Below are 21,934 nucleotides of genomic sequence, written 5' to 3' on the forward strand. Positions count from 1 at the left end.
GAAGATCTCCAATGTCAGAATTTTTATCTTAAAATTCGACAATGTCAAATCTTGGTAGCTGCGGTCTTCAGCGGAGCTAAAGTTGCAGGGGAATACGCACGTGACCTGCATGCTATCGCTGCAGGGCCATTGGTGGCCGCAATCGCTGTGCGGGTTCGCTTCATCTTCGAGAAGGCCGATGGCGCCGCTGCCGCCCGGATTCCTTCAGTTCAGCGATCACGCCTTCGCGCCGCAGGAGGCCGGGCACTAATCACCGGAACTGGGGTGACGATCGGGGTCGCTCTGCTCGACGAACTCGCCAACTGGTCGGCCTACTACCAGTAGTCCTTGAGCAACGAGGAGATCGCCGCCGAGATGTTGGCGCACTAGCGCTAGACCCCCGGATCGGCGACCAATCTCTCGCGTCGGCGGGCGCCTACTTGATCGTCCCGAAGTCGCTCTTTCGAACTGCGCCGAGCATGTCTACCGAGAACGCCCGATATTTGGAGGAGATGGTGTTTCATAAATTCCGTTATCGGCATGTGCGATGGACTGGGCTTGAAGCTGACCTCGTGCTCGAGCGTAACTTCGGTGCCGTCACTGTGAGTAAACGCCCCATGCATCTCGTGCCGCTCCAGCCCAAAGGGCACGTCCTCATCCATCATCCTTGAGCGTCGCGTATCCAGACTTCGCTTGGGCGTCAGGCGGGGGACGACGATCGGCAGCACCGCCGTAGACATCTTGGCCTTGGGCGTGCTCCCTTTCGTCGAGATCAACCAGCCTATGGCCGGCGCTTGCAGCAAACTGTTATGGATTAGCTCGTCTCGATAGCCGCGCAACTGGACCAGCCATTCTTGGTGAGCTTTCACCACGTCGAGCACCCCGCCCTGTTGCCCCTTCTCGACCCACTTCTCCATGTCATGCACCGAATGCGCGCTCTTTCCGGGAAGGGTCCTCACGGCTGCTGTCGCCAGGAAATCGAGGCCGCTGCGAATGGCTGCCAGGAATGCCGCAAGTTCGTGGACATATGCATGGGAACCGACATCGGTGATCATTTGCGCGGTCGAAGTCGTGACGTTCTTGGCCAGCTTCCGCGGCTTCTTCATCGCCACCATCGCTTTGGCTTTATCCGTTGCCAGCCTGGCCTCGACATTGGCAACATGGTGCTCGGCCGCCTCCTGCTTGCGGTAGGCGAACATCAGCTGCGTCTTGTAGTATTCTTTGTCATCGGCCTTCTTGAAGATCGGATGCTTCCCCGACAGCGCGACATTATCCATCGCTTCGAACAAGCAATCCAACTCTTCCTTGAACATGGCATGCGTCGTTCGCTTCTTCACGACTCTTTTGTCCCCTTCAAGTCTCAAGCCTGCCAGAGAGCTACGACCATATCGACGAGAGATCGGAACCGAACCCGCGCTCATAGCCATGGCAACTGAAAGTCGACCTTTCCCGTTCTGCCTTGAATGGTCAAACTCCCGGGAATAAGACTCCCAGAACTACGACGACTGCGGATAGTCTTTTTGCATCCAATCGATGCAAATACAAAGCAACTCGCATCCGCATCATCACAACTAGCCACATGAATGCGGCTTCGGGCAACTGATTTGCTGTGGTGGGTCGTCAGATTTCGGGAAGTAGGACAAACAACTTGAATGGACCTAATCGGCGCAAAACTGTCGCTTCTTGCCCACGTGTCCCGCGATCACCCGCGATCAACTGGAGAGCTACTTTTCGCATGGCTTAATGAGCATATACAAGTTGAGCCGCTAGGAAGCTAATCGTATTACAGGCTCGGCAGCTGCCTGCTCTGTCAATTTTTCGAAACGTTGTGCTGACCAGAGCTTGCGGCAGATGCACAGTGCACCTAGGTCTTGCCTAATGGCGTCTTTGCATAGGTTCATCAAGGACGCTCTACCGTCGAAGCTTCGTAGGAAGTGGGCCTGGAAGTGGGCCCAGCAACAATCAACTAGAGAAAAGATCAACGAGAACAATGGAAAATGGCGGAGAGGGGGGGATTCGAACCCCCGATGAGCTTGCACCCATGCCGCATTTCGAGTGCGGTGCATTCGACCACTCTGCCACCTCTCCGCGGCTGGTCCGCCCGATTAAGGGCGCGGCGCACTCCATATAGGCTGTAGCAGGCCGACACAAGGGCCCAAAGCATGTTCGATGCGAAGTCTCTGCGCTGTGACCTTGACGCAGCGAGACCGCTCCTTTATGGACGCGCGATCATGCATGGATCCTCGATCCGTGCGTGCCGTGCTTGGTTTGCGCCAATCACGTGGTCCGTGCCGTGAGGCCGGACGCATTTCGAGCAACAAGACTGACAAGAAGACGGCCGGGCGGTTTCCCGCTCAGAGCCGGATGAACACCGAAAGGAAGAAAGATGTTCGCAGTCATCAAGACCGGCGGTAAGCAGTACCGCGTCGCTGCCGACGACGTCGTCACCATCAGCAATCTCACCGGCAATCCCGGCGACACGATCGAGTTCGGCGAAGTCCTCGCTTATGGCGATGGCGACAACACCACGCTCGGCGCGCCCTTCGTTTCCGGCGCCAAGGTCACCGCAGAGATCGTCGAGCACGGCCGTTCCAAGACCGTCATCGCGTTCAAGAAGCGCCGCCGTCAGAATTCACGCCGCAAGCGCGGTCAGCGCCAGATGCACACGGTGGTTCGCATCACCGGCATTTCGGCCGCTTGAGGAACTGATCCAGGCTGAACGGCTTGGATTGACGCAACGACAATTTTGGGCGCCGCTTGATCCCTAAGAGGTCATCAGGCACAAAGAGCGCCATTCAAGGAGTAGATCCATGGCACATAAGAAAGCTGGCGGTTCTTCGCGCAACGGTCGCGATTCAGAATCCAAGCGCCTTGGCGTGAAGAAGTTCGGTGGCGAGCAGGTCATTCCGGGCAACATCATCATTCGTCAGCGCGGCACCAAGTGGCATCCGGGCACCAATGTGGGCATGGGCAAGGACCATACCCTTTTTGCGCTCGTTCCAGGTGCTGTGTCGTTCCGCGCGAAAGCCAACGGCCGTACCTACGTGTCGGTCGACGCACTGGCCGAAGCCGCGGAGTAGCCGGTTCCGCACCACCAACACCGGCGCCCATCTCGGGGTCCGGTGTCTGGTGAAAAACCAGATCAGATGAAGGGGAGATGGGTCGCCATCTCCCCTTTTTTCTTGTGCTCTGGAGGGACTGCACATGGTTGTCGAGACAGATGAGGTCGATGAAGCGCACGCGCTGACGATCAACTGCCCGGTACTGCTCACCGAGCGACTGGTGATGCGTCCGCCGCATGCGGACGACGTAGCCGATCTCGTGGAACTGGCCAATGATCGCCAGCTTGCCGCGATGCTCGCGACCATGCCGCATCCCTATGGCGAACAGCACGCGCTAGCCTTTGTCGATAACTGGAGCCGGCCACGAGCCGGTGCCGGCTACGCGCTGACCCTCGCCGACACCGGCACCTTTATCGGCTGCGCCAGCCTGATCCAGGGCCGCCAGGATCTCACGCTCGGCTATTGGATCGGCCGTCCGCATCAGGGCCAGGGCTTTGCCACCGAAGCAGCACATGCGCTTGTCGATCTGGCCTTTCGCGCCACTGAAATCGACCGGCTTTATGCCAGCTGCCGCGTGGTCAACACGCCCTCGCGTCGCGTGATCCAGAAATGCGGCTTCCATTATGCCGGCCCCGGCCTGGCGCAATCGCGCGTGGCCGGCCAGGTGCCGGTCGAGCACTATCAGCTCGATCGCAAGATCTGGATCAGCCTGCGCTCATGGCCGCGTAACGGTTGAAGCGTCAACTTTGTCGGCAGGGTATGGCGTGCGCAAGAGGATCGCCAGCCCCAGCGCCAAGAACAGGATGATGGTCGCCATGCCCGCCGCAGGCGAGCCGGACAAGGCGGTGACCGTCGCCACCACGAAGGGCGCGACGAAGCTGGTGGCACGGCCAGCCAGCGCATAAAGTCCGAAATACCGCCCCGCATCTTCAGGCGGGATGCTGCGCGCGAGGTAAGCGCGCGACGAGGCCTGCACCGGCCCGAACGCCACACCGATCAACAGGCCGTAAAAGATATAGGCCTTTTCGGCCGTCGACCCGAACAGCCCCGGCACATCGGCCGCCCCGAGCGGCAGCAAGCCGAACAGGGTTGCGGTGGCCGAGGTCGACGCGACACCGAGTGTCGCTACGATGAGGATCACCAGCGACAACACCACCACCACCTTGGAGCCGAAGCGGTTGTCGAGCCGGCTGGCGGTCAAACAGCCGATGATCGCCGCGACGTTCAAGATGATGCCGAAAAGACCGATCTCGGTCACCGACCACGAGAACAGCAGCGCTGCAAATGTGCCGCCAAGCGCGATCAGCGCGTTGACGCCGTCCTGAAAGATCATGCGCGCCACGAGGAAGCGCAGAATGCCCGGCCGGCCGCGAACCTCCTTCAGCGTGTCGCGCAGCTCGCCCAAGCCTTGTTTCACGGCCTTGCCAGCCGGCGTTCCTGTTCGCGTATCGGGCGTGAACAGAAACATCGGCAGGATGAAAACGAGATACCAGATGGCGGCGATCGGTCCTGTCGCGCGCGCATCTTCGCCAGTAGCCGGATCGAGCCCGAACAAAGGCGCGAAGCCGAGCAGGGTGCGGCCCGTGTCCGGCGTCCCGGCGATGAAGCCGACCACGAAGATCAGCACCACCATGCCGCCCGCATAGCCCAAACCCCAGGCGAGGTTGGAGATACGGCCGATGTCGCGCCCCATGCCGAGCCGCGGCAGCATGGAATCGTTGAAGACGATGGAGAACTCGGCCGCAACGGAAGCCAGCGCAAAAACCAGCAGCGGCGAGATCAGGTTTGAACCGGGTGCCGCCCACCAAAGGAGGATCAGGCTGGTGATCTTGATGAAGGCAAAGATGCCGATCCAGATCTTGCGCCGGCCGGTCTGGTCGGCAACCGAGCCCAGAACCGGGGACAGGATCGCGATTACCAAACCGGCGGCGGCGATGCCATAGCCCCAGGCCGCCTGCCCCACGGCAGGGTCATCCACCATTCGCGACACGAAATACGGGCCGAAGATGAAGGTGGTGACCACCGTGAAAAAGGGCTGAGCTGCCCAATCAAACAGCATCCACCCCCAGATGCCCTTGCCCGTCGCTGCCTTGGCATCGATGGAACCAGGCGTTGTGGGGGCGGGCAAGCTCATCCTTGCGCCAGATCGGACAGGATGCCGGACGCAACGGTGAGCTTGGACACGGTCAGCTCACCGGAATCCGTCAGCGCTTCCAGCCGCGAGCGCGCGCGCAACACCGCCTCACCCGCCTTCGCCACCCAGTCATCGGGAGACGTCTCGCCCGTCGGTTCCGCCTGCAAGACTGCCGCCGCGATTCTGCGACGCGCGGCACCAACCGCGTCTTCCGCCCGCGTCAGCGCCAGGCCTTCATAATAGTCGGTCGGATTGAGGCTGCGGATGGCATCCTCGATGCGGCCGATGCGGAAGAAGGCAGTCACCGCAAAGAACGCCTTTGCGGCTGCAGGCAAGGTCGAACCAGACCGCGCCGCCACCTGCATGATTTCGGGGATCACGTGCAGCACGTCGAGCAGCGCAAGCTTGTCGGCAAGTTCCGGCGAAACACCCTGTTCGGCCAGACCACGCGCGCGCTCCTGCAGCTTGTCGCGCATGCCGTCGGGCAGCAGCTCCGGAAGCGCCGTTTCCAGCGCTGTTCGCGTGGCGCGCAAATCCACGATTTGCTCGGCCAGCGGCTTGTCGCGTTCGCCATTGCGCAGCTGCCAAGTCGTGGCGTGGCGCGCCAGCCGGGCAATCGCCGCATAAAGATCAAGCTGCGCATGCCCATCGATCTTGGTGTCGAGCGCATCCACCGCCGCGTAAAGCGCGGCGAGTTCGAAGCCATCGCGCACCAGAACATAGGCATGCACGACTTCGGCGGCGCTCGCCCCCGTCATGTCCTGCAGCCTCGACACGAAGGCAGGGCCGCCGCGATCCACGATGTCGTTGGCCACTTCGGTGGCGATGATCTCGCGGCGCAAGCGATGGCTGAGGATTTCGTCGCGATAGGGCTCGGCCATTTCGCGCGGGAAGTAGCCAATCAGATCGCGCTCGAACACGGGCTCATCCGGCAAACCGCTGCCGACGAGATCGGAGAACAAGGTCAGCTTGGCATAGGCCAGAAGCACGCCGAGTTCCGCGCGCGTCAGCGGAACGCCGCGGCTTTCGCGATCGGCCAGCTGCACGTCCGAGGGCAGCACTTCCACCGCGCGATCCAGCAGACTGCGCTCTTCCAGCCCGGTGATGAAGCGGCGCTGGTAAGGCAGTTCCACCAGCCCGCGACGCTCGGCGAGCGAAAGAGCGAGGGTCTGCCGGTAATTGTTTTCCAGCACCAGCGACGCCACAGAACCCGTCATCTCCGCCAGGAAGACATTGCGGTCTTCGCGCGTCAGACGGCCGGAGCGCATGGCGGAAGCCAGCGCGATCTTGATGTTCACTTCCAGATCGGACGAGTTCACGCCGCCGGAATTGTCGATCGCATCCGAGTTGCAGCGGCCACCGCGCAGACCATATTCGATGCGCGCGCGCTGCGTCACGCCGAGATTGGCCCCTTCGCCGATCACCTTGGCGCCGACATCCCCACCAGTGATGCGGATCGGATCGTTGGCGCGGTCGCCGACATCCGCATTGTTCTCGCTCGAACCGCGAATATAGGTGCCGATGCCGCCGAACCACAGCAGGTCGACCGGCAGCTTGAGGATCGCCGTCATGACCTCGGTCGGCGAGGCGCTGGTCTTCTCCAAGCCCAGCAGAGCGGCCGCTTCCGGCGACAGCGTGATCGTCTTCTGATTGCGCGGCACGATCATGCCGCCCTTGGACAGGAGGTTCTTGTCGTAATCCTGCCAGGACGAGCGCGGCAGATCGAACAGCCGCTTGCGCTCCGCAAAGCTCGCGGCGATGTCGGGCTGCGGATCGATGAAGATGTCGCGATGGTCGAACGCCGCCACCAGCTGCGTTTGCTCCGACAACAGCATGCCATTGCCGAACACGTCGCCCGACATGTCGCCGACGCCGGCAACCGTGAACGGCTCAGACTGGATGTCGCGGTTCATTTCGCGGAAATGCCGCTTTACCGCTTCCCAGGCACCGCGCGCGGTGATGCCCATCTTCTTGTGGTCATAGCCGGCCGAACCGCCGCTGGCGAAAGCATCGTCGAGCCAAAAGTCATGCGCCTGGCTAATGGCATTGGCCGTGTCGGAAAAGGTCGCCGTTCCCTTGTCGGCGGCAACCACGAAATACGGATCGTCCTCGTCGCGGCGCAGAACGTTTGCCGGCGCAACGACATGGTCGCCGACGATATTGTCGGTGATCGACAACAGCGCCGACACGAAAGTGACGTAGGCCTGCGTACCCGCTTCGAACACGGCATTGCGCGACCCGCCCGTCGGCAGCTTCTTGGGGAAGAATCCGCCCTTTGCGCCCACCGGCACGATCACGGCATTCTTCACCTGCTGCGCCTTCACGAGGCCGAGCACTTCGGTGCGATAATCCTGCGCCCGGTCCGACCAGCGCAAGCCGCCGCGTGCCACTGGTCCGAAACGCAGATGCACGCCTTCGACTTCCGGCCCGTAAACGAAGATTTCCCGCCATGGACGCGGCTCCGGCAGGCCCGTCACGGCGCGAGCGTCCAGCTTCAGCGCCAACGTCGCGCCAACCGGTGTGTCGCCGGCGAAATGGTTGGTGCGCAGCGTGGCCTGCACGAGGTTGAGGAAGCGGCGCAGAACCGTGTCGTCATCAAGGCTCGCCACATCGTCCAGCGCCTGCAGAATGGCGTCCGCACTGGCTGTTTCGGCGGCGGCATCGCCGGCTTCCAGCCGCGCCCGGAACAGGTCGAGCAAGGCACGCGCGATGGAAGGCGATCGGTTGAGAACGCCTGCGATGAAGTCCTGGCTTTGCGGAATGCCGGCCTGTTGCAGGTAATGGCCGTATGCGCGCAGAACCACGATGTCGCGTGCGGAAAGATCTGCCGTCAGCGCCAGACCATTATAGCCGTCATTGTCGGCCTGGCCGTTCCAGACCGCCAAGAACACGCTTTCAAACAGGAGGCCTGCATCGGCCAAATCGAGCGCGCGCCCGTCCGCCGGTTCCAACTCCATGTCATGGATGAAGTCGGTGCCGTCGCTTTGCGTGTGCGGGATCTCGAAGGTGCGCTCGCTGATCACCCGGAAACCCATATTTTCCAGCAGCGGCACGCGCTTGGACAACGGCACCGGGGCTGCGAAATGATGGATCTTCAGGGACAGCGCGGTATCCGGCTGGTCCTCGCGGCGATAAAAGTCGATCGCGATCCCGTTGTCTGCCGTCAAGCCGGCCAAACGCTCGGCATCGAGCAAGGCATCAACAGGCGAGAAGCTTTCGCGATACGATTCGGGCAGGCGCGCGGCCACCGTCAGCGCTTCCGGTGCCGGTCCAGCCTGGATCGCGGCTTCGCGCAGCGTATCATCCCAGGTGCGCACGATGGCACGAACGGCCTCTTCCAACTCCGCTTGTGACGGCGTCGGTGTTTGCCCTTCCGAGCGGCCGATAATGAAGTGCACGCGCGCCAAACCGCCTTCCGGGAAGGAGGGATAATAAGCCGACACACGGCCGCGGTAGATGTCTTTGAGGTAAGCCGCGATCTTCTCGCGCACGATGGAATCGTAACGGTCGCGCGGCACGAAAACGAGTACCGCCACAAAGCGGTCGAACTGGTCGGCCCGCGTCAGCACCCGCACGCGCGGCCGCTCGCCCAGCGCCAGGATCGCTTCGGCATGGTCACGCAGAACCGGAACCTCGATCTGGAACAACTCGTCGCGCGGATAGCTTTCCAGCACGTTGATCAGCGCCTTGCCGCTGTGATCGCCCGGATCGAAGCCGAGTTCGCCGATCACCGTCTTCGCCTTGGAGCGCAGATAGGGGATGGTCATCACCGAACGTGTGTAGGCGGTGGAGGTGAACAGACCCACAATGCGCAGCTCGCCCTGCAAACTGCCATCGGCGCCGAAGGTCTTGACCCCGATGTAATCGAGATAAGCGCGGCGATGCACGGATGTCTTCGCATTGGCCTTGGTGACCAGCAGCGGCTCCGGCCCATGCAGGAAAGCGCGGATTTCCGGCGTGGTGACAACCGGCTCACTGCCGCGGCGCAGAACACGCATCTCGGGATCAGACAGGATGCCCAGGCCCGGCGCATCCACGCGTTCCAGCCCGCCCTCGGCGGCATCGCCCTGATAATGGAAGTCGCGCATACCCAGGAAGGTGAAATTCTCGTCGCGCAGCCATTCTAGGAACGCCACCGCTTCGTCCACGGCCGGCTTAGCCAGTTGCGCCGGCGCATCGCGCAGGCCGGCGATCGCCTGGTCCAAACGCGCCAGCATAGGCTGCCAGCCGGTAACCGCATCCTGCACCTGCTTGAGAACGGACAGAATGCGCTGCTTCAAGAGCTCGGCATCGGCGCTGCTCAGCTGCGTCGTGTGGATCTGGATCACGCTGACGCGGTCCGTCTCGGTCCCACTCTCGCCGGAAATGATCTCGACATAGGCATCATCGGGGCCATGCCGCACATTGAAGATCGGATGCACCACCAGCACCGCTTCGCCGGTGTCAGCGGCAACCTCGCCGACAACCGAATCGAACAGGAAGGGCATATTGTCGTTGATCACGGTGATCGCGGTCAGCGGCGTCTTGCTGTTCGGCACCGCAAGCGCATCGAAGGCAACGACGCTCTGGCCACGCCGGTGCTGTCTTAGCGCTGCTTTCGCAAACGCAGCCGCCGCCTCCAGGGTCGCCGCATCATAGCGCGCCAGATCCCCCGCAGGCGCGCGTTCAAAGAGACGCTTGGCAAAGCTCGGACCGGTGGGATCCTGAGGCGAAGTTCGGCTTGCGCTGTCCACGATTTCCTCCAGACATCTGCTTTGCAGGTCTATCTAGCAGATCAAGGCCGTTTATCGACCATCTGCAAAGGGAAAGTGCGCGATAAGGATGATGCAGTTATGACGGCGCGGCTCAGCGCGACGCAATTGCCGCCGCAGCGCCCGCCATCGCGGTCGCGCTCAAACGATTGGCAATGCGCATGGCAGACGGGCTGCGCAGGAAGCGTCGGGCTTGCGATGCCGCGACCGCCCAGCCGATGTCGATCGCCATCAGCACGATCACCATCGTGGCCGTCAGTTCCGCCCAGCCCACAAGAGAAACGCGGCCGAGATCGATGATGGTCGGCAATAGCGCCAGATAGAACATCATGATCTTGGGATTGCCGAGCGTCACCGCTAGACCTGTCGCAAACATCCGCCAGGGCGCGTCGGCTCTCGGCAAGGCATCGCCTTCCGCTTTCACCGGCGCCGTCCACATCTTGCCAGCAAGCCAGGCAAGGTAGGCAACGCCCGCCCACTTGATGATGGTGAACGCCAGCTGGAACGTTTGCGCAATGAAAGCGAGGCCGAACACGGCCAGCGACAGCCAGATCGCTTCGCCCACCCACATGGCCGCAAGAAACGGCAGCACGCTCCTGATACCGCCGGTCAGCACCCGCGCCACAAGGGCCGCGATGCTGGGACCCGGCGAGCCGGCCGCCACGAACAGCGCGCCGGCAAAGATCAGGAGCGAACCGAGGTCCATGCCGTTTACGCCGCCGCCTTCTTGTTCTGGCGATTCGCGACGAGATCGTCCACCACTGCCGGATCGGCCAGCGTCGACGTATCGCCGAGCGCGCCGTAATCGTCCTCGGCGATCTTTCTGAGAATACGACGCATGATCTTGCCCGACCGGGTTTTTGGCAGGCCCGGCGAGAACTGGATCTTGTCGGGTGATGCGATGGCACCGATCTCGCGCCGCACATGCGCAACGAGGTCTTTGCGCAGCTCGTCCGTCGGCTCCACACCGTTCATGAGCGTGACATAGCAGTAGATACCCTGCCCCTTCACGTCATGCGGATAACCGACGACGGCTGCTTCCGAGACCTTATCATGGCTCACCAGCGCCGACTCGACTTCGGCCGTACCCATGCGGTGGCCGGAAACGTTGAGCACGTCATCGACGCGGCCGGTGATCCAGTAATAGCCGTCCTCGTCGCGGCGGCAGCCATCGCCGGTAAAATACTTGCCGGGATAGGTCGAGAAGTAGGTCTGCACGAAGCGCTCATGGTCGCCATAAACGGTGCGCATCTGGCCCGGCCAGGAATCGACGATGCAGAGATTGCCGTCGGCAGCCCCTTCCAGCACGCCGCCTTCCGCATCCACGAGCTGCGGCTGCACGCCGAAGAAGGGGCGTGTCGCCGAACCAGGCTTGAGGTCGGTCGCGCCCGGCAGCGGCGTAATGAGAATGCCACCAGTTTCCGTCTGCCACCACGTATCCACGATCGGCACGCGGCTGTCGCCCACCACCCGGTAATACCATTCCCAGGCTTCGGGATTGATCGGCTCGCCCACCGATCCCAGAACCTTCAAGGACTTGCGTGAGGACGAGGTCACATAGGGGTCGCCCGCACCCATCAGCGCGCGCAGCGCCGTCGGCGCGGTATAAAAGATGTTGACCTGATGCTTGTCGATCACCTGCCAGAAGCGGGACTGGTCGGGATAGTTCGGGATGCCCTCGAACATCAGCGTCGTCGCGCCATTCGCCAGCGGCCCGTAGACGATATAGCTGTGGCCCGTGACCCAGCCCACATCGGCCGTGCACCAATAAACGTCACCGTCATGGTAATCGAAGACGTATTCATGCGTCATCGAGGCATAAACGAGATAGCCGCCGGTTGTGTGCAGCACGCCCTTCGGCTTGCCGGTGGAACCCGATGTGTAAAGGATGAACAGCGGATCTTCCGCGTTCATCGCTTCAGCCGGGCAATCCGGCGAGGCCTTTTCAACCGCTTCGTGAAACCAGATGTCGCGATTATCGGCCCAACCGACGGTGCCGCCGGTGCGCTTCACCACCAGCACCTTGTTGACCATCACATATTGGCGCGCCGCGATGTCGATCGCCTTGTCGGTATTGTCCTTCAGCGGGATCTTCTTGCCGCCGCGCAAACCTTCGTCCGCGGTGATCACAAAGGTGGATTCGCAGCCGACGATGCGGCCGGCCAGCGCATCCGGCGAAAAGCCGCCGAACACGATCGAATGAACGGCGCCGATCCGCGCGCAGGCCAGCATCGCATAGGCCGCTTCGGGGATCATCGGCATATAGATCGTGACCCGGTCGCCCTTCGCAACACCGTTGTCCTTCAGGACATTGGCAAGCCGGCAAACCTGATCATGCAGTTCGCGATAGGTGATCTTGCGATCATCCTTGGGATCGTCGCCTTCCCAGATGATCGCGACCTGATCGCCGCGCTTTTCCAGGTGGCGGTCGATGCAGTTCACCGAAACATTGGTTTCGCCATCTTCGAACCAGCGGATCACGACATCATCGTCGAAGCTGGTGTTCTTGACCTTGGTAAAAGGCTTGGACCAGTCGATCCGCTTGCCGTGCTTGCCCCAGAACGTTTCGGGGTCTCGCACGCTTTCCTCGTACCACGCGCGATAGGTGTCGTCGTCGATCAGCGCGCGCGCTTTCCAGTCCGGCTGAACGGCGTGAAGCTGGTTCTCGGTCATATCATGCCTCCCTCAACAAGCGCCTTGCTTGGCGCTCCTCCTTGGTGCGTTCCTAGCAAACCTGCCGCCTCAGCGACATTAGACCTTTGCAGCGGTCCCAGCCAAGCTGCCCGCAACAAAGATGCATCGGGCCAGCAAACAAAAGCGCGGCCGCCGCCGGCAGCCGCGCTTCCATCTGAGCGATCGATCAGCTTTCCGGCTTGAACGGCGCAGGACGGCGTCCGGCACCCTGCCGTTCCAACATCCAGCCCGGATATTCCGGCGCCAGCTTGCTGATCTCGTCGAGCTTGCCGAGATCGTCGGCATCGAGCTGCAGGTCCACGGCGGCAAGGTTCTGCTCAAGCTGATCCATGCGGCTTGCACCGATGATCACGCTCATCACGAACGGCTTGGCGAGAATATAGGCCAGCGCCACGGTCGCGACGTCCGAGCCGTGCTTGCTCGCCACCTCGCGCATGGCGGCGACGATCGGCCAGGCCTTGTCGGTGTTCACCGGCGGGAAGTCGAAATTCTTGCGACGGCCTTCCCCTTCGTTCGGCGCGCCCGGGCCGTATTTGCCCGACAGCAAACCGCCGGCCAGCGGAGACCACACCATGAGGCCGAGCTTTTCTTCCGCCATCAGCGGCACGATCTCGCGTTCGAGGTCCCGGCCAGCAATGGAGTAATAGGCTTGTACCGTTTCGAAGCGGGCGATGTCGCGACGTTCCGAAACGCCGAGCGCCTTGGCAATCCGCCACGCCTGCCAGTTCGAAACGCCGACATAGCGCACGAGCCCGCTCGACACGAGATCGTCCAGCGCCCGCAGCGTTTCGTCGATCGGCGTCACCGTGTCGGTGCCGTGCAGCTGGTAGAGATCGACATAATCGAGCTGGAGGTTCTCCAAGCTTTGCTCGATGGAATCCATGATGTGGCCGCGCGAAGAGCCCTGCTGGTTTGGCTTGTCGCCCATCCGGCCATGCACCTTGGTGGCGATCACCACTTCGTCGCGTGGCACGTCGAGGTCAAGCAGCGCTTGTCCCAGAATTCGCTCGGATTCGCCGAACGAATAGACATTGGCGGTGTCGATGAAGTTGACGCCGGCGGCCAGCGCCCGCTCCACGATTTCGTTTGCGCCGTCCTGGCCGAGGCTGGCGATCTTGCCCCACTGGCCTTCGCTGGCTTCGCCGAAGGTCATGGTGCCCAGGCAGATTTCAGAAACAAACAGGCCGGTGCGGCCAAGCTGACTATACTTCATGAGGGGATCTCCTTGGTCATCCCTGCCCGATGATCGGGCTTGCCTGTGAAGGGAGGAAGACGAGGGGATAGATGGAACGCAGGACGCTCCCCGCAACCACATCCGAAACTTTCAGACTGGTAGAGCCAAGATCACGGCTTGGTCGATTGCGTTGGAAGCCTCCTTGTCTTAGCCATGATGGTTCCTGTCGGAAACGACCTGTTTTCGATGGCAAGAAGCCGAATTGGAGCAGGAAATGCGCAAGATACTTCTCGCAAGCGCGGCTTTTGCCGCATCCCTCGCCTTTAACTCCGCTGCTCAAGCCGACATCACCGTCGGCCTGATCGCGCCGCTGACCGGTCCTGTCGCCGCTTATGGCGCACAGGTGAAGAATGGCGCGGAAACCGCCGTTGCCGTGATCAACGCCGCCGGCGGCATCAAGGGCGAAAAGCTCGTGCTGACGCTGGCCGACGATGCCGGCGATCCGACGCAGGGCGTGTCGGCTGCCAACAAGCTGGTTGCCGATGGCATCAAGTTCGTGGTCGGCCCGGTCACATCCGGCGTCGCCATGGCCGCGTCCGACGTGTTTGCGGAAAACGGCGTTCTGATGGTCACCCCGACCGCGACCTCGCCGGAACTGACGAGCCGTGGCCTCACCAACGTGCTGCGCACCTGCGGCCGTGACGACCAGCAGGCGGGCGTTGCCGCCGATTATGTCTTGAAGAGCCTCAAGGACAAGCGCATCGGCATCGTCCATGACAACGGCACCTATGGCAAAGGCCTCGCCGATGCCTTCAAGGCCGGCATCAACAAGGGCGGCGTGACGGAAGTGTTCTATAACTCGCTGACCCCCGGCGAAAAGGACTTCTCTGCGTTGACCTCGCGCCTCAAGGCCGAGAATGTCGATGTCATTTATTTCGGCGGCTACCATCCGGAAGGCGGCCTGCTCGCCCGCCAGCTGAAGGACGCCGGCGTCAACGCCACGATCATCGGCGGCGAAGGCCTGTCCAACACCGAGTTCTGGTCCATCGGCAACGAAGCCGCCGCCGGCACGCTCTTCACCAATGCCAGCGACGCCTCCAAGAACCCGGCTTCCGCTGACGCAATCAAGGCGCTGCAGGACAAGAACATCCCGGCCGAAGCCTTCACGCTGAACGCCTACGCCGCCGTGGAAGTGCTGAAAGCCGGTATCGAAAAGGCCGGCGCCGACGACAGCGCGGCCGTTTCCACCGCCCTCAAGGACGGCCAGCCCATCAAAACCGCCATCGGCGATCTCACCTATGGCGAGACCGGCGACCTGTCCTCCCCCAGCTTCTCCCTCTTCAAGTGGGAAGCCGGCAAGATCGTCGCCGCCGGCGAGTAAAGCCGTTTAGCAGCCACAAAAGGGCCGGTTCGCCGGCCCTTTTCACGTGAATCATCTTGGTGGCGGTGAAAACGTGCGTCCTTCGAGGCTCGCCACGCTCGCACCTCAAGATAAGAGCCGTCGTGCCTGCTCCATCGTCAGGCGAGCACCGTCGGCCCGGACGAGGCCGGTCGGACTTCGTCATCCTCGGACTTGATCCGAGGATCCATGCCTGAACAGTCGTCACGGTGTCCTAGCCCGACGCTCAACACGCAGGACCGAAATTATCGGAGCGGTTAAAGCGCGGAGGAGACACGGCATGGATCCTCGAGTCAAGCCCGAGGATGACGAAGCGGATGGGCGGGGACAATGGTCCACATGAAGCTGCGCCAAAGCTTCACAGGCGCGGATACAAGTGCTCAGCGCTCCCCACATCAGCCACAACGCTCCTCTTCCTGATGCGCGAGCCCGCATGGGCTAGAAGGTGTCGAGCCAAGTTCGGCAGGCGAGCCTCGAAGGACGCACCCTACTCCCCTACTCCCCTACTCCCCTACTCCCCTACTCCCCTACTCCCCTCCTTCACCGCGCCCCAAAAATCGCCGACCCCACCCGCACTGACGTCGCACCAAACGCAACCGCCGTCTCGTAATCCCCCGACATCCCCATCGAAAGCTTCTCCACCCCCGCTTCTCGCGCGAGCTTTTCCAGCAGCGCGAAATGGGGTCCGGGGTTCTCGTCGGCCGGTGGAATGCACATCAGGCCTTCGATCGCCAGGCCGTGCACATCGCGGCAGCGGGTCACGAAAGCCACCGCTTCAGTCGGCTCAATGCCCGCTTTTTGCGGCTCGGATCCCGTATTCACCTGCACATAAAGCCGGATCTGCCGGTTTTGCTTGGCCATCTCGCGGGAAAGTTCGGCCGCGATCTTCTCGCGATCCACCGTTTCAATCACGTCGAACAGCGCAACGGCATCCTTCGCCTTGTTGGATTGCAGTGGTCCGATCAGGTGCAAGACGACATCGGCAAAGTCGGCCTTCAGCGCCGGCCATTTGCCTTGCGCTTCCTGTACCTTGTTCTCACCGAAGATGCGCTGTCCGGCGTCCAGAACCGGCCGGATCGCGTCGCCATCGAAGGTCTTGGACACCGCGACAAGCACAGCCGAACCAGCCGGACGCTGCGCCTGGCGCTCGGCATCCGCGATCCGGGACCGGACTTGGTTGAGGTTGTCGACTGCGTCCGACATGGCTGCATTCTCCTGAGATCTATGGCTTGCCGTTTGGAGCCGAACAGCGCGCCTCGTCAAGCGAGAGGCCGGTTTTTGACTTGTCGGTGACGCAGATCGCCCCACTTGCCCACCCGGTGGGTGACACGGTCGCGCCCAAAATCCGCCCTCAGGAGACCATGTTCCGTTGACCGATCACCTAGACCCGCCCGCAGCCAAACCCGTCGGATTGACCGAGGGCGTCAATCGATCTGTTTTCTTCGGCTCGGTGGGTATCACGCTGGCTTTTGTGCTTGCCGGCGTCCTTTCTCCGGAGGGCTCTGCCGCTTTGTTCAAGGCGGTGCAATCCTGGATCGTCTCGGAGCTTGGCTGGGTTTATCTCCTTTCGGTCGCGATCTTCCTGCTTTTCACATTGTTCCTGGCCGTCTCCAGTTTCGGACGCATCAAGCTCGGCCCGAACCATTCCGAACCCGATTATAGCTACGGCGCCTGGTTCTCGATGCTGTTCGCCGCCGGCATGGGCATTGGCCTTGTGTTCTTCGGCGTGGCAGAACCTGTCACCCACTTCGCCAAGCCGCCGGTCGGTGATCCCGAAACGATCGCGGCAGCCCGCACCGCCATGGAGATCAGCTACTTTCATTGGGGTCTGCATGCCTGGGCCGTTTATGCCGTGATCGGCCTGAGCCTCGCTTATTTCAGCTTCCGCCACGGTTTGCCGTTGACGATGCGCTCGGCCCTTTATCCGATCATCGGCGAGCGCATCTACGGGCCGATCGGCAATGCGGTCGACATCTTTGCGGTGATCGGCACCATCTTCGGCGTGGCGACATCGCTCGGGTTGGGCGTGCTGCAGATCAATGCAGGCTTCAGCCATGTGCTGGGCTGGCCGACGAGCTTCTGGGTGCAATTGCCGCTGATCGTCGTCATAACCGGCATGGCGACGGTGTCGGTTGCGACCGGTCTCGACAAGGGCATCAAGTTCCTGTCGAATCTGAACATGATCATGGCCATTGCGTTGATGGCCTTCGTGTTCGTGATGGGTCCGACCGCCTTCCTGATGCGCGCTTTCGTGCAGAATTTTGGCGCTTATCTCGACCAGTTCGTTTCGCGTACCTTCTATATGTATGCCTATGCGCCGGATGATGGCCCGGGCGCATGGCTCGGCAGCTGGACCCTCTTCTATTGGGGCTGGTGGATCGCCTGGTCCCCCTTTGTCGGCATGTTCATCGCCCGCATCTCGCGTGGCCGCACCATCCGCCAGTTCGTGCTGGGTGTTCTCTTGGTTCCCACCGGCTTCAGCTTCGCCTGGATGACCGTTTTCGGCGATACCGCTTTGGGCATGCATCTCACCGGCGCAACGCGTGCCGTCACCGATGCGGTTTCGCAAGATGTCACGCTCGCTTTGTTCGTATTCCTCGAGCAGTTCCCGCTTGGCGTTTATGTCTCCTGGTTCGCCATGTTCCTGATCGTGTTCTTCTTCGTCACAGGCGCGGATTCTTCTGCACTGGTGATCGATACGATCACCTCGGGCGGTCGTGAGGACGGCCCGACCGCCCGGCGCGTATTCTGGGCGATCCTGTCGGGCGTCATCGCCATGGTACTGTTGTGGGCGGGCGGCCTCGATGCCCTGCAAACCGCTTCGATCGCCGGCGCCCTGCCTTTCACCTTCGTGATGCTCATCATGTGTTACGGCTTGTGGAAGGGTTTGGCACGCGAAGGCATTCGCCAGAACGCGCTGACCCAGACCTTGCGGCCGCGCGCCACGCGCAACTGGCAGCGCCAGCTGCAGGGCATCCTCAATCATCCGAGCCGCAGCGAGGTCACCCGCTTCATGGATGAAACGGCGCGCCCGGCGCTGGAAGATGTGGCCGAAGAGTTACGCAAGCGCGACCTCCTTGCTGACGTGGATGTGCGGGACGATCGCATCCGCCTGAGGGTGGCGCCAGACGCACCCGAAGCTTTCGGCTATGGCATCCGCATGCGCCGCTACGATCTGCCGAGCTACAGCTTCATCGAAAGTGCGGCACGGCGCAGGCACGAGGCGGATCATTACTATCGCGCCGAGGTGTTCCTGGCCGAAGGCAGCCAGGATTATGACGTGATGGGCTTCTCCAAGGAAGAACTGATCCAGGACGTGCTGTCGCAATATGACCGGCACTTCCAGTTCCTGCACGCTGCCGGCGCCTGAGGCGCCGACGGCCCTTCGCAATCGCGCCGCACTAAGAATGGCTTGCAAACCTTGCCTGGCACCTTATTGATGCCGCGCGATTGTGAAAGTGACCCGTCCCATGCCCGTCGAACGCTATAATCCCCGTGCCGCCGAGCCCAAATGGCGCGAAGCCTGGGATTCCGCAAAGCTGTTCGAGACGAAGAACGACGATCCACGCCCGAAATATTACGTGCTGGAGATGTTCCCCTATCCGTCGGGGCGCATCCATATGGGCCACGTCCGCAATTATACGCTGGGCGACGTTTTGGCGCGCTACCGCAAGGCCAAGGGCTTCAACGTCCTGCACCCGATGGGCTGGGACGCCTTCGGCATGCCGGCGGAGAATGCGGCCATGCAGAACAAGGTCCATCCCAAGGACTGGACCTACCAGAACATCGCGGCGATGCGCACGCAGTTGAAGTCGATGGGCTTGTCGCTCGACTGGTCGCGCGAATTCGCCACCTGCGATGTCGATTATTACCATCGCCAGCAGATGCTGTTCATCGACTTCCAGGCCAAGGGCCTGGTTGGCCGCAAAGTGTCCAAGGTCAACTGGGATCCGGTCGACCAGACAGTGCTCGCCAACGAACAAGTGATCGACGGTCGTGGCTGGCGATCGGGTGCCGAGGTCGAACAGCGCGAGCTGGCGCAATGGGTGTTCAAGATCACCGATTACGCGCAGGACCTGCTGGACTCCCTGGACGGCCTCGACCAGTGGCCGGAAAAGGTCCGCACCATGCAGGCCAACTGGATCGGCAAGTCGGAAGGCCTGTCCTTCGCCTTCGGCCTGGTCGACGCACCGGATGGTTTCGACACGCTGCCCGTCTTCACCACACGCCCGGACACCATGTACGGGCCGACCTTTGCGGCGATCGCGGCCGACCATCCGCTGGCCAAGAAGCTTGCTGAAAACAACCCGGAGGTCGCGGCGTTCAACGAGCAATGCCGCCGCATTGGCACCTCGGCGGCTGAGATCGAGACGGCAGAGAAGCTCGGGCTGGACACCGGCATCAAGGTCACGCATCCCGCTGATCCCAGCTGGACGCTGCCGCTCTTCATCGCCAATTTCGTGCTGATGGATTACGGCACGGGCGCCATCATCGGCTGCCCCGCGCATGACCAGCGCGATCTCGACTTCGCCCGCAAGTACGATCTGCCGGTGATCGACGTCTTCCTGCCGCTGGACAGCGACGAGCGCGTCGGAAACACCGCCTTCGTGCCGCTGAAGACGCAACCCGTGCGCTATGTGCAATGGGTCGGCGAGCCCTGCACGCAGACGGCCTATGAAGCCATGTCGCGCTCGCTCGCCATCTTCGAGAAGGACGGCTGGGGCAAGCGCGAAACACAGTTCCGTTTGCGCGACTGGGGCATTTCGCGCCAGCGCTATTGGGGCTGCCCAATCCCCATGATCCATTGCGACGCCTGCGGCATCGTTGCCGTGCCGAAGGCCGATCTGCCGGTGAAGCTGCCGGACGACGTGGATTTCGAGACGCCCGGCAACCCGCTCGACCGTCACCCCACCTGGAAACACGTGAAGTGCCCATCCTGCGGTGGCCAGGCGCGACGTGAAACCGATACGATGGACACGTTCGTGGACTCGTCCTGGTATTTTACGCGCTTCACGGCACCCTGGGAAAACGAGCCGACCGATCGCAAGGCAGCCAATGAATGGATGCCCGTCGACCAGTACATCGGCGGCATCGAGCACGCGATTTTGCATCTGCTGTATTCGCGCTTCTTCACCCGCGCCATGCGCGACACCGGCCATGTCGATCTGGCCGAGCCCTTCAAGGGCCTGTTCACGCAAGGCATGGTGGTTCACGAGACCTATAAGGGTCCGAATGGATGGGTGACGCCGGCCGAGATCAAGATTTCGGATGTCGGCGGGAAGCGCACGGCGACGCTTCTATCCGATGGCTCGCCGATCGAGATCGGCTCAATCGAAAAGATGTCGAAGTCGAAGAAGAATGTGGTCGATCCCGACGACATCATCGACAGCTACGGCGCCGATACCGCCCGCTTGTTCATGATCAGCGATTCGCCGCCCGAGCGCGACGTGATCTGGACGGAAGCGGGAGCGGATGCCTCGCACCGCTTCGTGCAGCGCATCTGGCGTTTGATCGCGGAAGCTGCTGACGGGCTGAAGGCGCCGCAGGGCACGGCGGCCAGCGATCAGGCTGTTGCCAAGATCGCGCATCGCACGCTGAAGCATGTCGGCGAAGACATCGAGAAGCTCGCCTTCAACAAGGCAGTTGCCCGCATCTACGAACTCGTCAACGCCTTGCATGCGCCGCTGACCGAAGCCGCATCGACCGGAACAGCCAGCCCGGCCCTGCGCCAGGCGGTCGACTTCCTGATCGCCATGATCGCGCCGATGATGCCGCATCTAGCGGAAGAATGCTGGGCGGAAATCGGCGGCACCGAGATGGTTGCAGCGCGTGCCTGGCCGGATTTCGATCCGTCCTTCCTCCTGGACAACGAGGTCACCTTGCCGATCCAGATCAACGGCAAGAAGCGTGGTGATTTGACAATTGCCCGCGACGCTGACCAATCTGCCGTGGAAGCCGCCGTGCTGGCGCTGGACTTCGTCCAGGCTGCGCTCGAAGGCCGCCAGCCCAAGAAGATTATCGTGGTGCCGCAAAGGATCGTGAATGTCGTTGGTTGACGTTCGTAACTCTGGCGCGGTTCGGTTCCTGCGCCCCGCCCTTCTCGTTGTTGCAGCAGGACTGCTCGGCCTTGCCGCCGGCTGTCAGGCCCGCCCGCTTTACGGCAGCGGCGGAACGCTGGTCAGCGGGGCAACCGGCGATGTGACGCCCTTGTCCTCGATCAGCGTCAAGGCTGTCGGCAGCCGTCCGGCGCAGATCGTGCGCAACCAGTTGGTGTTCCTGTTGAACGGCGGTGCAAAACCACAAGCAACCACACGCTATTCCGTGGGCCTCAACGTCACGTCGGAAACATCCTCGGCTGCTTACGTCCAGCGCACCAGCGAGGACGAGCCGACCGCGGGTGCCGTCACCATGCGTGGCGCCTATGACATTACCGACACCACGACCGGCCAGGTGATTCGCACCGGCAGCCGCCAGGTCGTGTCCTCCTTCGACGTGCCGCGCCAGCAGTTTTCCGCTTTGCGTGCAGAGCGCGATGCGCAGGAGCGTGCGGGTCGCGAACTCGCCGAACTGCTTCGTCTGGCTATCGCGCAGGACCTGTCGCAGCCAGCAGGCTTCGGCGCCAAGTCCAGCGTTTCGGCCCCGATCGCCGAGGTCACGCCGCGGCCCGGCAACCAGACTCGAGGGTCTATTGCGAACTAAGACTTGCCGGCTTCAGACCGACCAGAAAGTTGTGGCGCCCGC

The 21,934-nt window shown here is 62.1% G+C and carries 15 protein-coding genes and 1 tRNA gene; 8 read left to right on the plus strand and 8 right to left on the minus strand.

Going from position 1 to position 21,934, the window contains the following annotated elements:
- Nucleotides 1-132 precede the first annotated feature (132 nt).
- Nucleotides 133-324 (plus strand): hypothetical protein, encoded by a 192-nt coding sequence (locus RTX98_RS03050; RefSeq protein WP_312794475.1) that lies wholly within the window; start codon nucleotides 133-135, stop codon nucleotides 322-324.
- A gap of 47 nt (nucleotides 325-371) precedes the next feature.
- On the opposite strand, the gene RTX98_RS03055 is transcribed toward RTX98_RS03050, so the two are convergent.
- A complete protein-coding gene (locus RTX98_RS03055) occupies nucleotides 372-1,316 on the minus strand; it encodes a hypothetical protein (protein ID WP_312794476.1) in 945 nt (314 codons plus the stop codon).
- Between the two features lie 661 nt (nucleotides 1,317-1,977).
- Nucleotides 1,978-2,067, minus strand: a tRNA-Ser gene (locus RTX98_RS03060).
- A 298-nt stretch (nucleotides 2,068-2,365) separates the two neighbouring features.
- Here RTX98_RS03060 and rplU point away from each other — a divergent pair.
- From rplU to RTX98_RS03075, 3 genes are all read left to right on the plus strand, one after another.
- Nucleotides 2,366-2,680, plus strand: a complete 315-nt coding sequence (gene rplU / locus RTX98_RS03065) for a 50S ribosomal protein L21 (RefSeq protein WP_189504796.1) — start codon at nucleotides 2,366-2,368, stop codon at nucleotides 2,678-2,680.
- A gap of 109 nt (nucleotides 2,681-2,789) precedes the next feature.
- Entirely contained in the window at nucleotides 2,790-3,059 is a 270-nt protein-coding gene (gene rpmA / locus RTX98_RS03070) for a 50S ribosomal protein L27 (RefSeq protein WP_189504794.1), read from the plus strand.
- A gap of 124 nt (nucleotides 3,060-3,183) precedes the next feature.
- Nucleotides 3,184-3,777, plus strand: coding sequence for a GNAT family N-acetyltransferase (locus RTX98_RS03075; RefSeq protein ID WP_312794481.1), 594 nt, complete (start codon nucleotides 3,184-3,186; stop codon nucleotides 3,775-3,777).
- Here the strand turns inward: RTX98_RS03075 and RTX98_RS03080 are convergent.
- The 5 genes from RTX98_RS03080 to RTX98_RS03100 all read right to left on the minus strand — a co-directional run bounded on the left by RTX98_RS03080 (nucleotide 3,757) and on the right by RTX98_RS03100 (nucleotide 13,833).
- A complete protein-coding gene (locus RTX98_RS03080; RefSeq protein ID WP_312794482.1) occupies nucleotides 3,757-5,175 on the minus strand; it encodes an MFS transporter in 1,419 nt (472 codons plus the stop codon). The genes RTX98_RS03075 and RTX98_RS03080 overlap by 21 nt on opposite strands.
- Complete coding sequence (locus tag RTX98_RS03085) at nucleotides 5,172-9,908, minus strand: NAD-glutamate dehydrogenase (protein WP_416223055.1); 4,737 nt, start codon at nucleotides 9,906-9,908, stop codon at nucleotides 5,172-5,174. The genes RTX98_RS03080 and RTX98_RS03085 overlap by 4 nt, the downstream gene beginning before the upstream one ends.
- Nucleotides 9,909-10,020: 112 nt before the next feature.
- Nucleotides 10,021-10,632, minus strand: a complete 612-nt coding sequence (locus tag RTX98_RS03090) for a LysE family translocator (RefSeq protein WP_312794483.1) — start codon at nucleotides 10,630-10,632, stop codon at nucleotides 10,021-10,023.
- A 5-nt stretch (nucleotides 10,633-10,637) separates the two neighbouring features.
- Nucleotides 10,638-12,599, minus strand: coding sequence for an acetate--CoA ligase (gene acs / locus RTX98_RS03095; RefSeq protein ID WP_312794484.1), 1,962 nt, complete (start codon nucleotides 12,597-12,599; stop codon nucleotides 10,638-10,640).
- 187 nt (nucleotides 12,600-12,786) lie between these two features.
- On the minus strand, nucleotides 12,787-13,833 hold the full coding sequence (locus tag RTX98_RS03100; RefSeq protein ID WP_312794485.1) for an aldo/keto reductase: 1,047 nt from the start codon (nucleotides 13,831-13,833) through the stop codon (nucleotides 12,787-12,789).
- Nucleotides 13,834-14,068: 235 nt separating this feature from the next.
- Between RTX98_RS03100 and RTX98_RS03105 the strand changes: the two genes are divergently transcribed.
- On the plus strand, nucleotides 14,069-15,175 hold the full coding sequence (locus RTX98_RS03105; protein WP_312794486.1) for a branched-chain amino acid ABC transporter substrate-binding protein: 1,107 nt from the start codon (nucleotides 14,069-14,071) through the stop codon (nucleotides 15,173-15,175).
- 558 nt (nucleotides 15,176-15,733) lie between these two features.
- On the opposite strand, the gene RTX98_RS03110 is transcribed toward RTX98_RS03105, so the two are convergent.
- Nucleotides 15,734-16,396, minus strand: coding sequence for a YggS family pyridoxal phosphate-dependent enzyme (locus tag RTX98_RS03110; RefSeq protein ID WP_312794488.1), 663 nt, complete (start codon nucleotides 16,394-16,396; stop codon nucleotides 15,734-15,736).
- A gap of 166 nt (nucleotides 16,397-16,562) precedes the next feature.
- Here RTX98_RS03110 and RTX98_RS03115 point away from each other — a divergent pair, with 166 nt between their 5' ends.
- From RTX98_RS03115 to RTX98_RS03125, 3 genes are all read left to right on the plus strand, one after another.
- Nucleotides 16,563-18,563, plus strand: coding sequence for a choline BCCT transporter BetT (locus RTX98_RS03115; RefSeq protein WP_312794490.1), 2,001 nt, complete (start codon nucleotides 16,563-16,565; stop codon nucleotides 18,561-18,563).
- A 100-nt stretch (nucleotides 18,564-18,663) separates the two neighbouring features.
- A complete protein-coding gene (gene leuS / locus RTX98_RS03120) occupies nucleotides 18,664-21,249 on the plus strand; it encodes a leucine--tRNA ligase (RefSeq protein WP_312794492.1) in 2,586 nt (861 codons plus the stop codon).
- Complete coding sequence (locus RTX98_RS03125) at nucleotides 21,236-21,892, plus strand: hypothetical protein (protein WP_312794493.1); 657 nt, start codon at nucleotides 21,236-21,238, stop codon at nucleotides 21,890-21,892. The genes leuS and RTX98_RS03125 overlap by 14 nt, the downstream gene beginning before the upstream one ends.
- Nucleotides 21,893-21,934 lie beyond the last annotated feature (42 nt).

This window comes from Tianweitania sp., from assembly GCF_032053605.1.
Lineage (GTDB): Bacteria > Pseudomonadota > Alphaproteobacteria > Rhizobiales > Rhizobiaceae > Tianweitania.

Coding starts and splice junctions, on each gene's coding strand:
- RTX98_RS03080 (WP_312794482.1), bottom strand. CDS start 5,175: ATGAGCTTGCCCGCCCCCACAACGCCTGGTTCCATCGATGCCAAGGCA.
- acs (WP_312794484.1), bottom strand. CDS start 12,599: ATGACCGAGAACCAGCTTCACGCCGTTCAGCCGGACTGGAAAGCGCGC.
- RTX98_RS03105 (WP_312794486.1), top strand. CDS start 14,069: ATGCGCAAGATACTTCTCGCAAGCGCGGCTTTTGCCGCATCCCTCGCC.
- RTX98_RS03125 (WP_312794493.1), top strand. CDS start 21,236: ATGTCGTTGGTTGACGTTCGTAACTCTGGCGCGGTTCGGTTCCTGCGC.
- leuS (WP_312794492.1), top strand. CDS start 18,664: ATGCCCGTCGAACGCTATAATCCCCGTGCCGCCGAGCCCAAATGGCGC.
- RTX98_RS03090 (WP_312794483.1), bottom strand. CDS start 10,632: ATGGACCTCGGTTCGCTCCTGATCTTTGCCGGCGCGCTGTTCGTGGCG.
- RTX98_RS03100 (WP_312794485.1), bottom strand. CDS start 13,833: ATGAAGTATAGTCAGCTTGGCCGCACCGGCCTGTTTGTTTCTGAAATC.
- rplU (WP_189504796.1), top strand. CDS start 2,366: ATGTTCGCAGTCATCAAGACCGGCGGTAAGCAGTACCGCGTCGCTGCC.
- RTX98_RS03075 (WP_312794481.1), top strand. CDS start 3,184: ATGGTTGTCGAGACAGATGAGGTCGATGAAGCGCACGCGCTGACGATC.
- RTX98_RS03110 (WP_312794488.1), bottom strand. CDS start 16,396: ATGTCGGACGCAGTCGACAACCTCAACCAAGTCCGGTCCCGGATCGCG.
- rpmA (WP_189504794.1), top strand. CDS start 2,790: ATGGCACATAAGAAAGCTGGCGGTTCTTCGCGCAACGGTCGCGATTCA.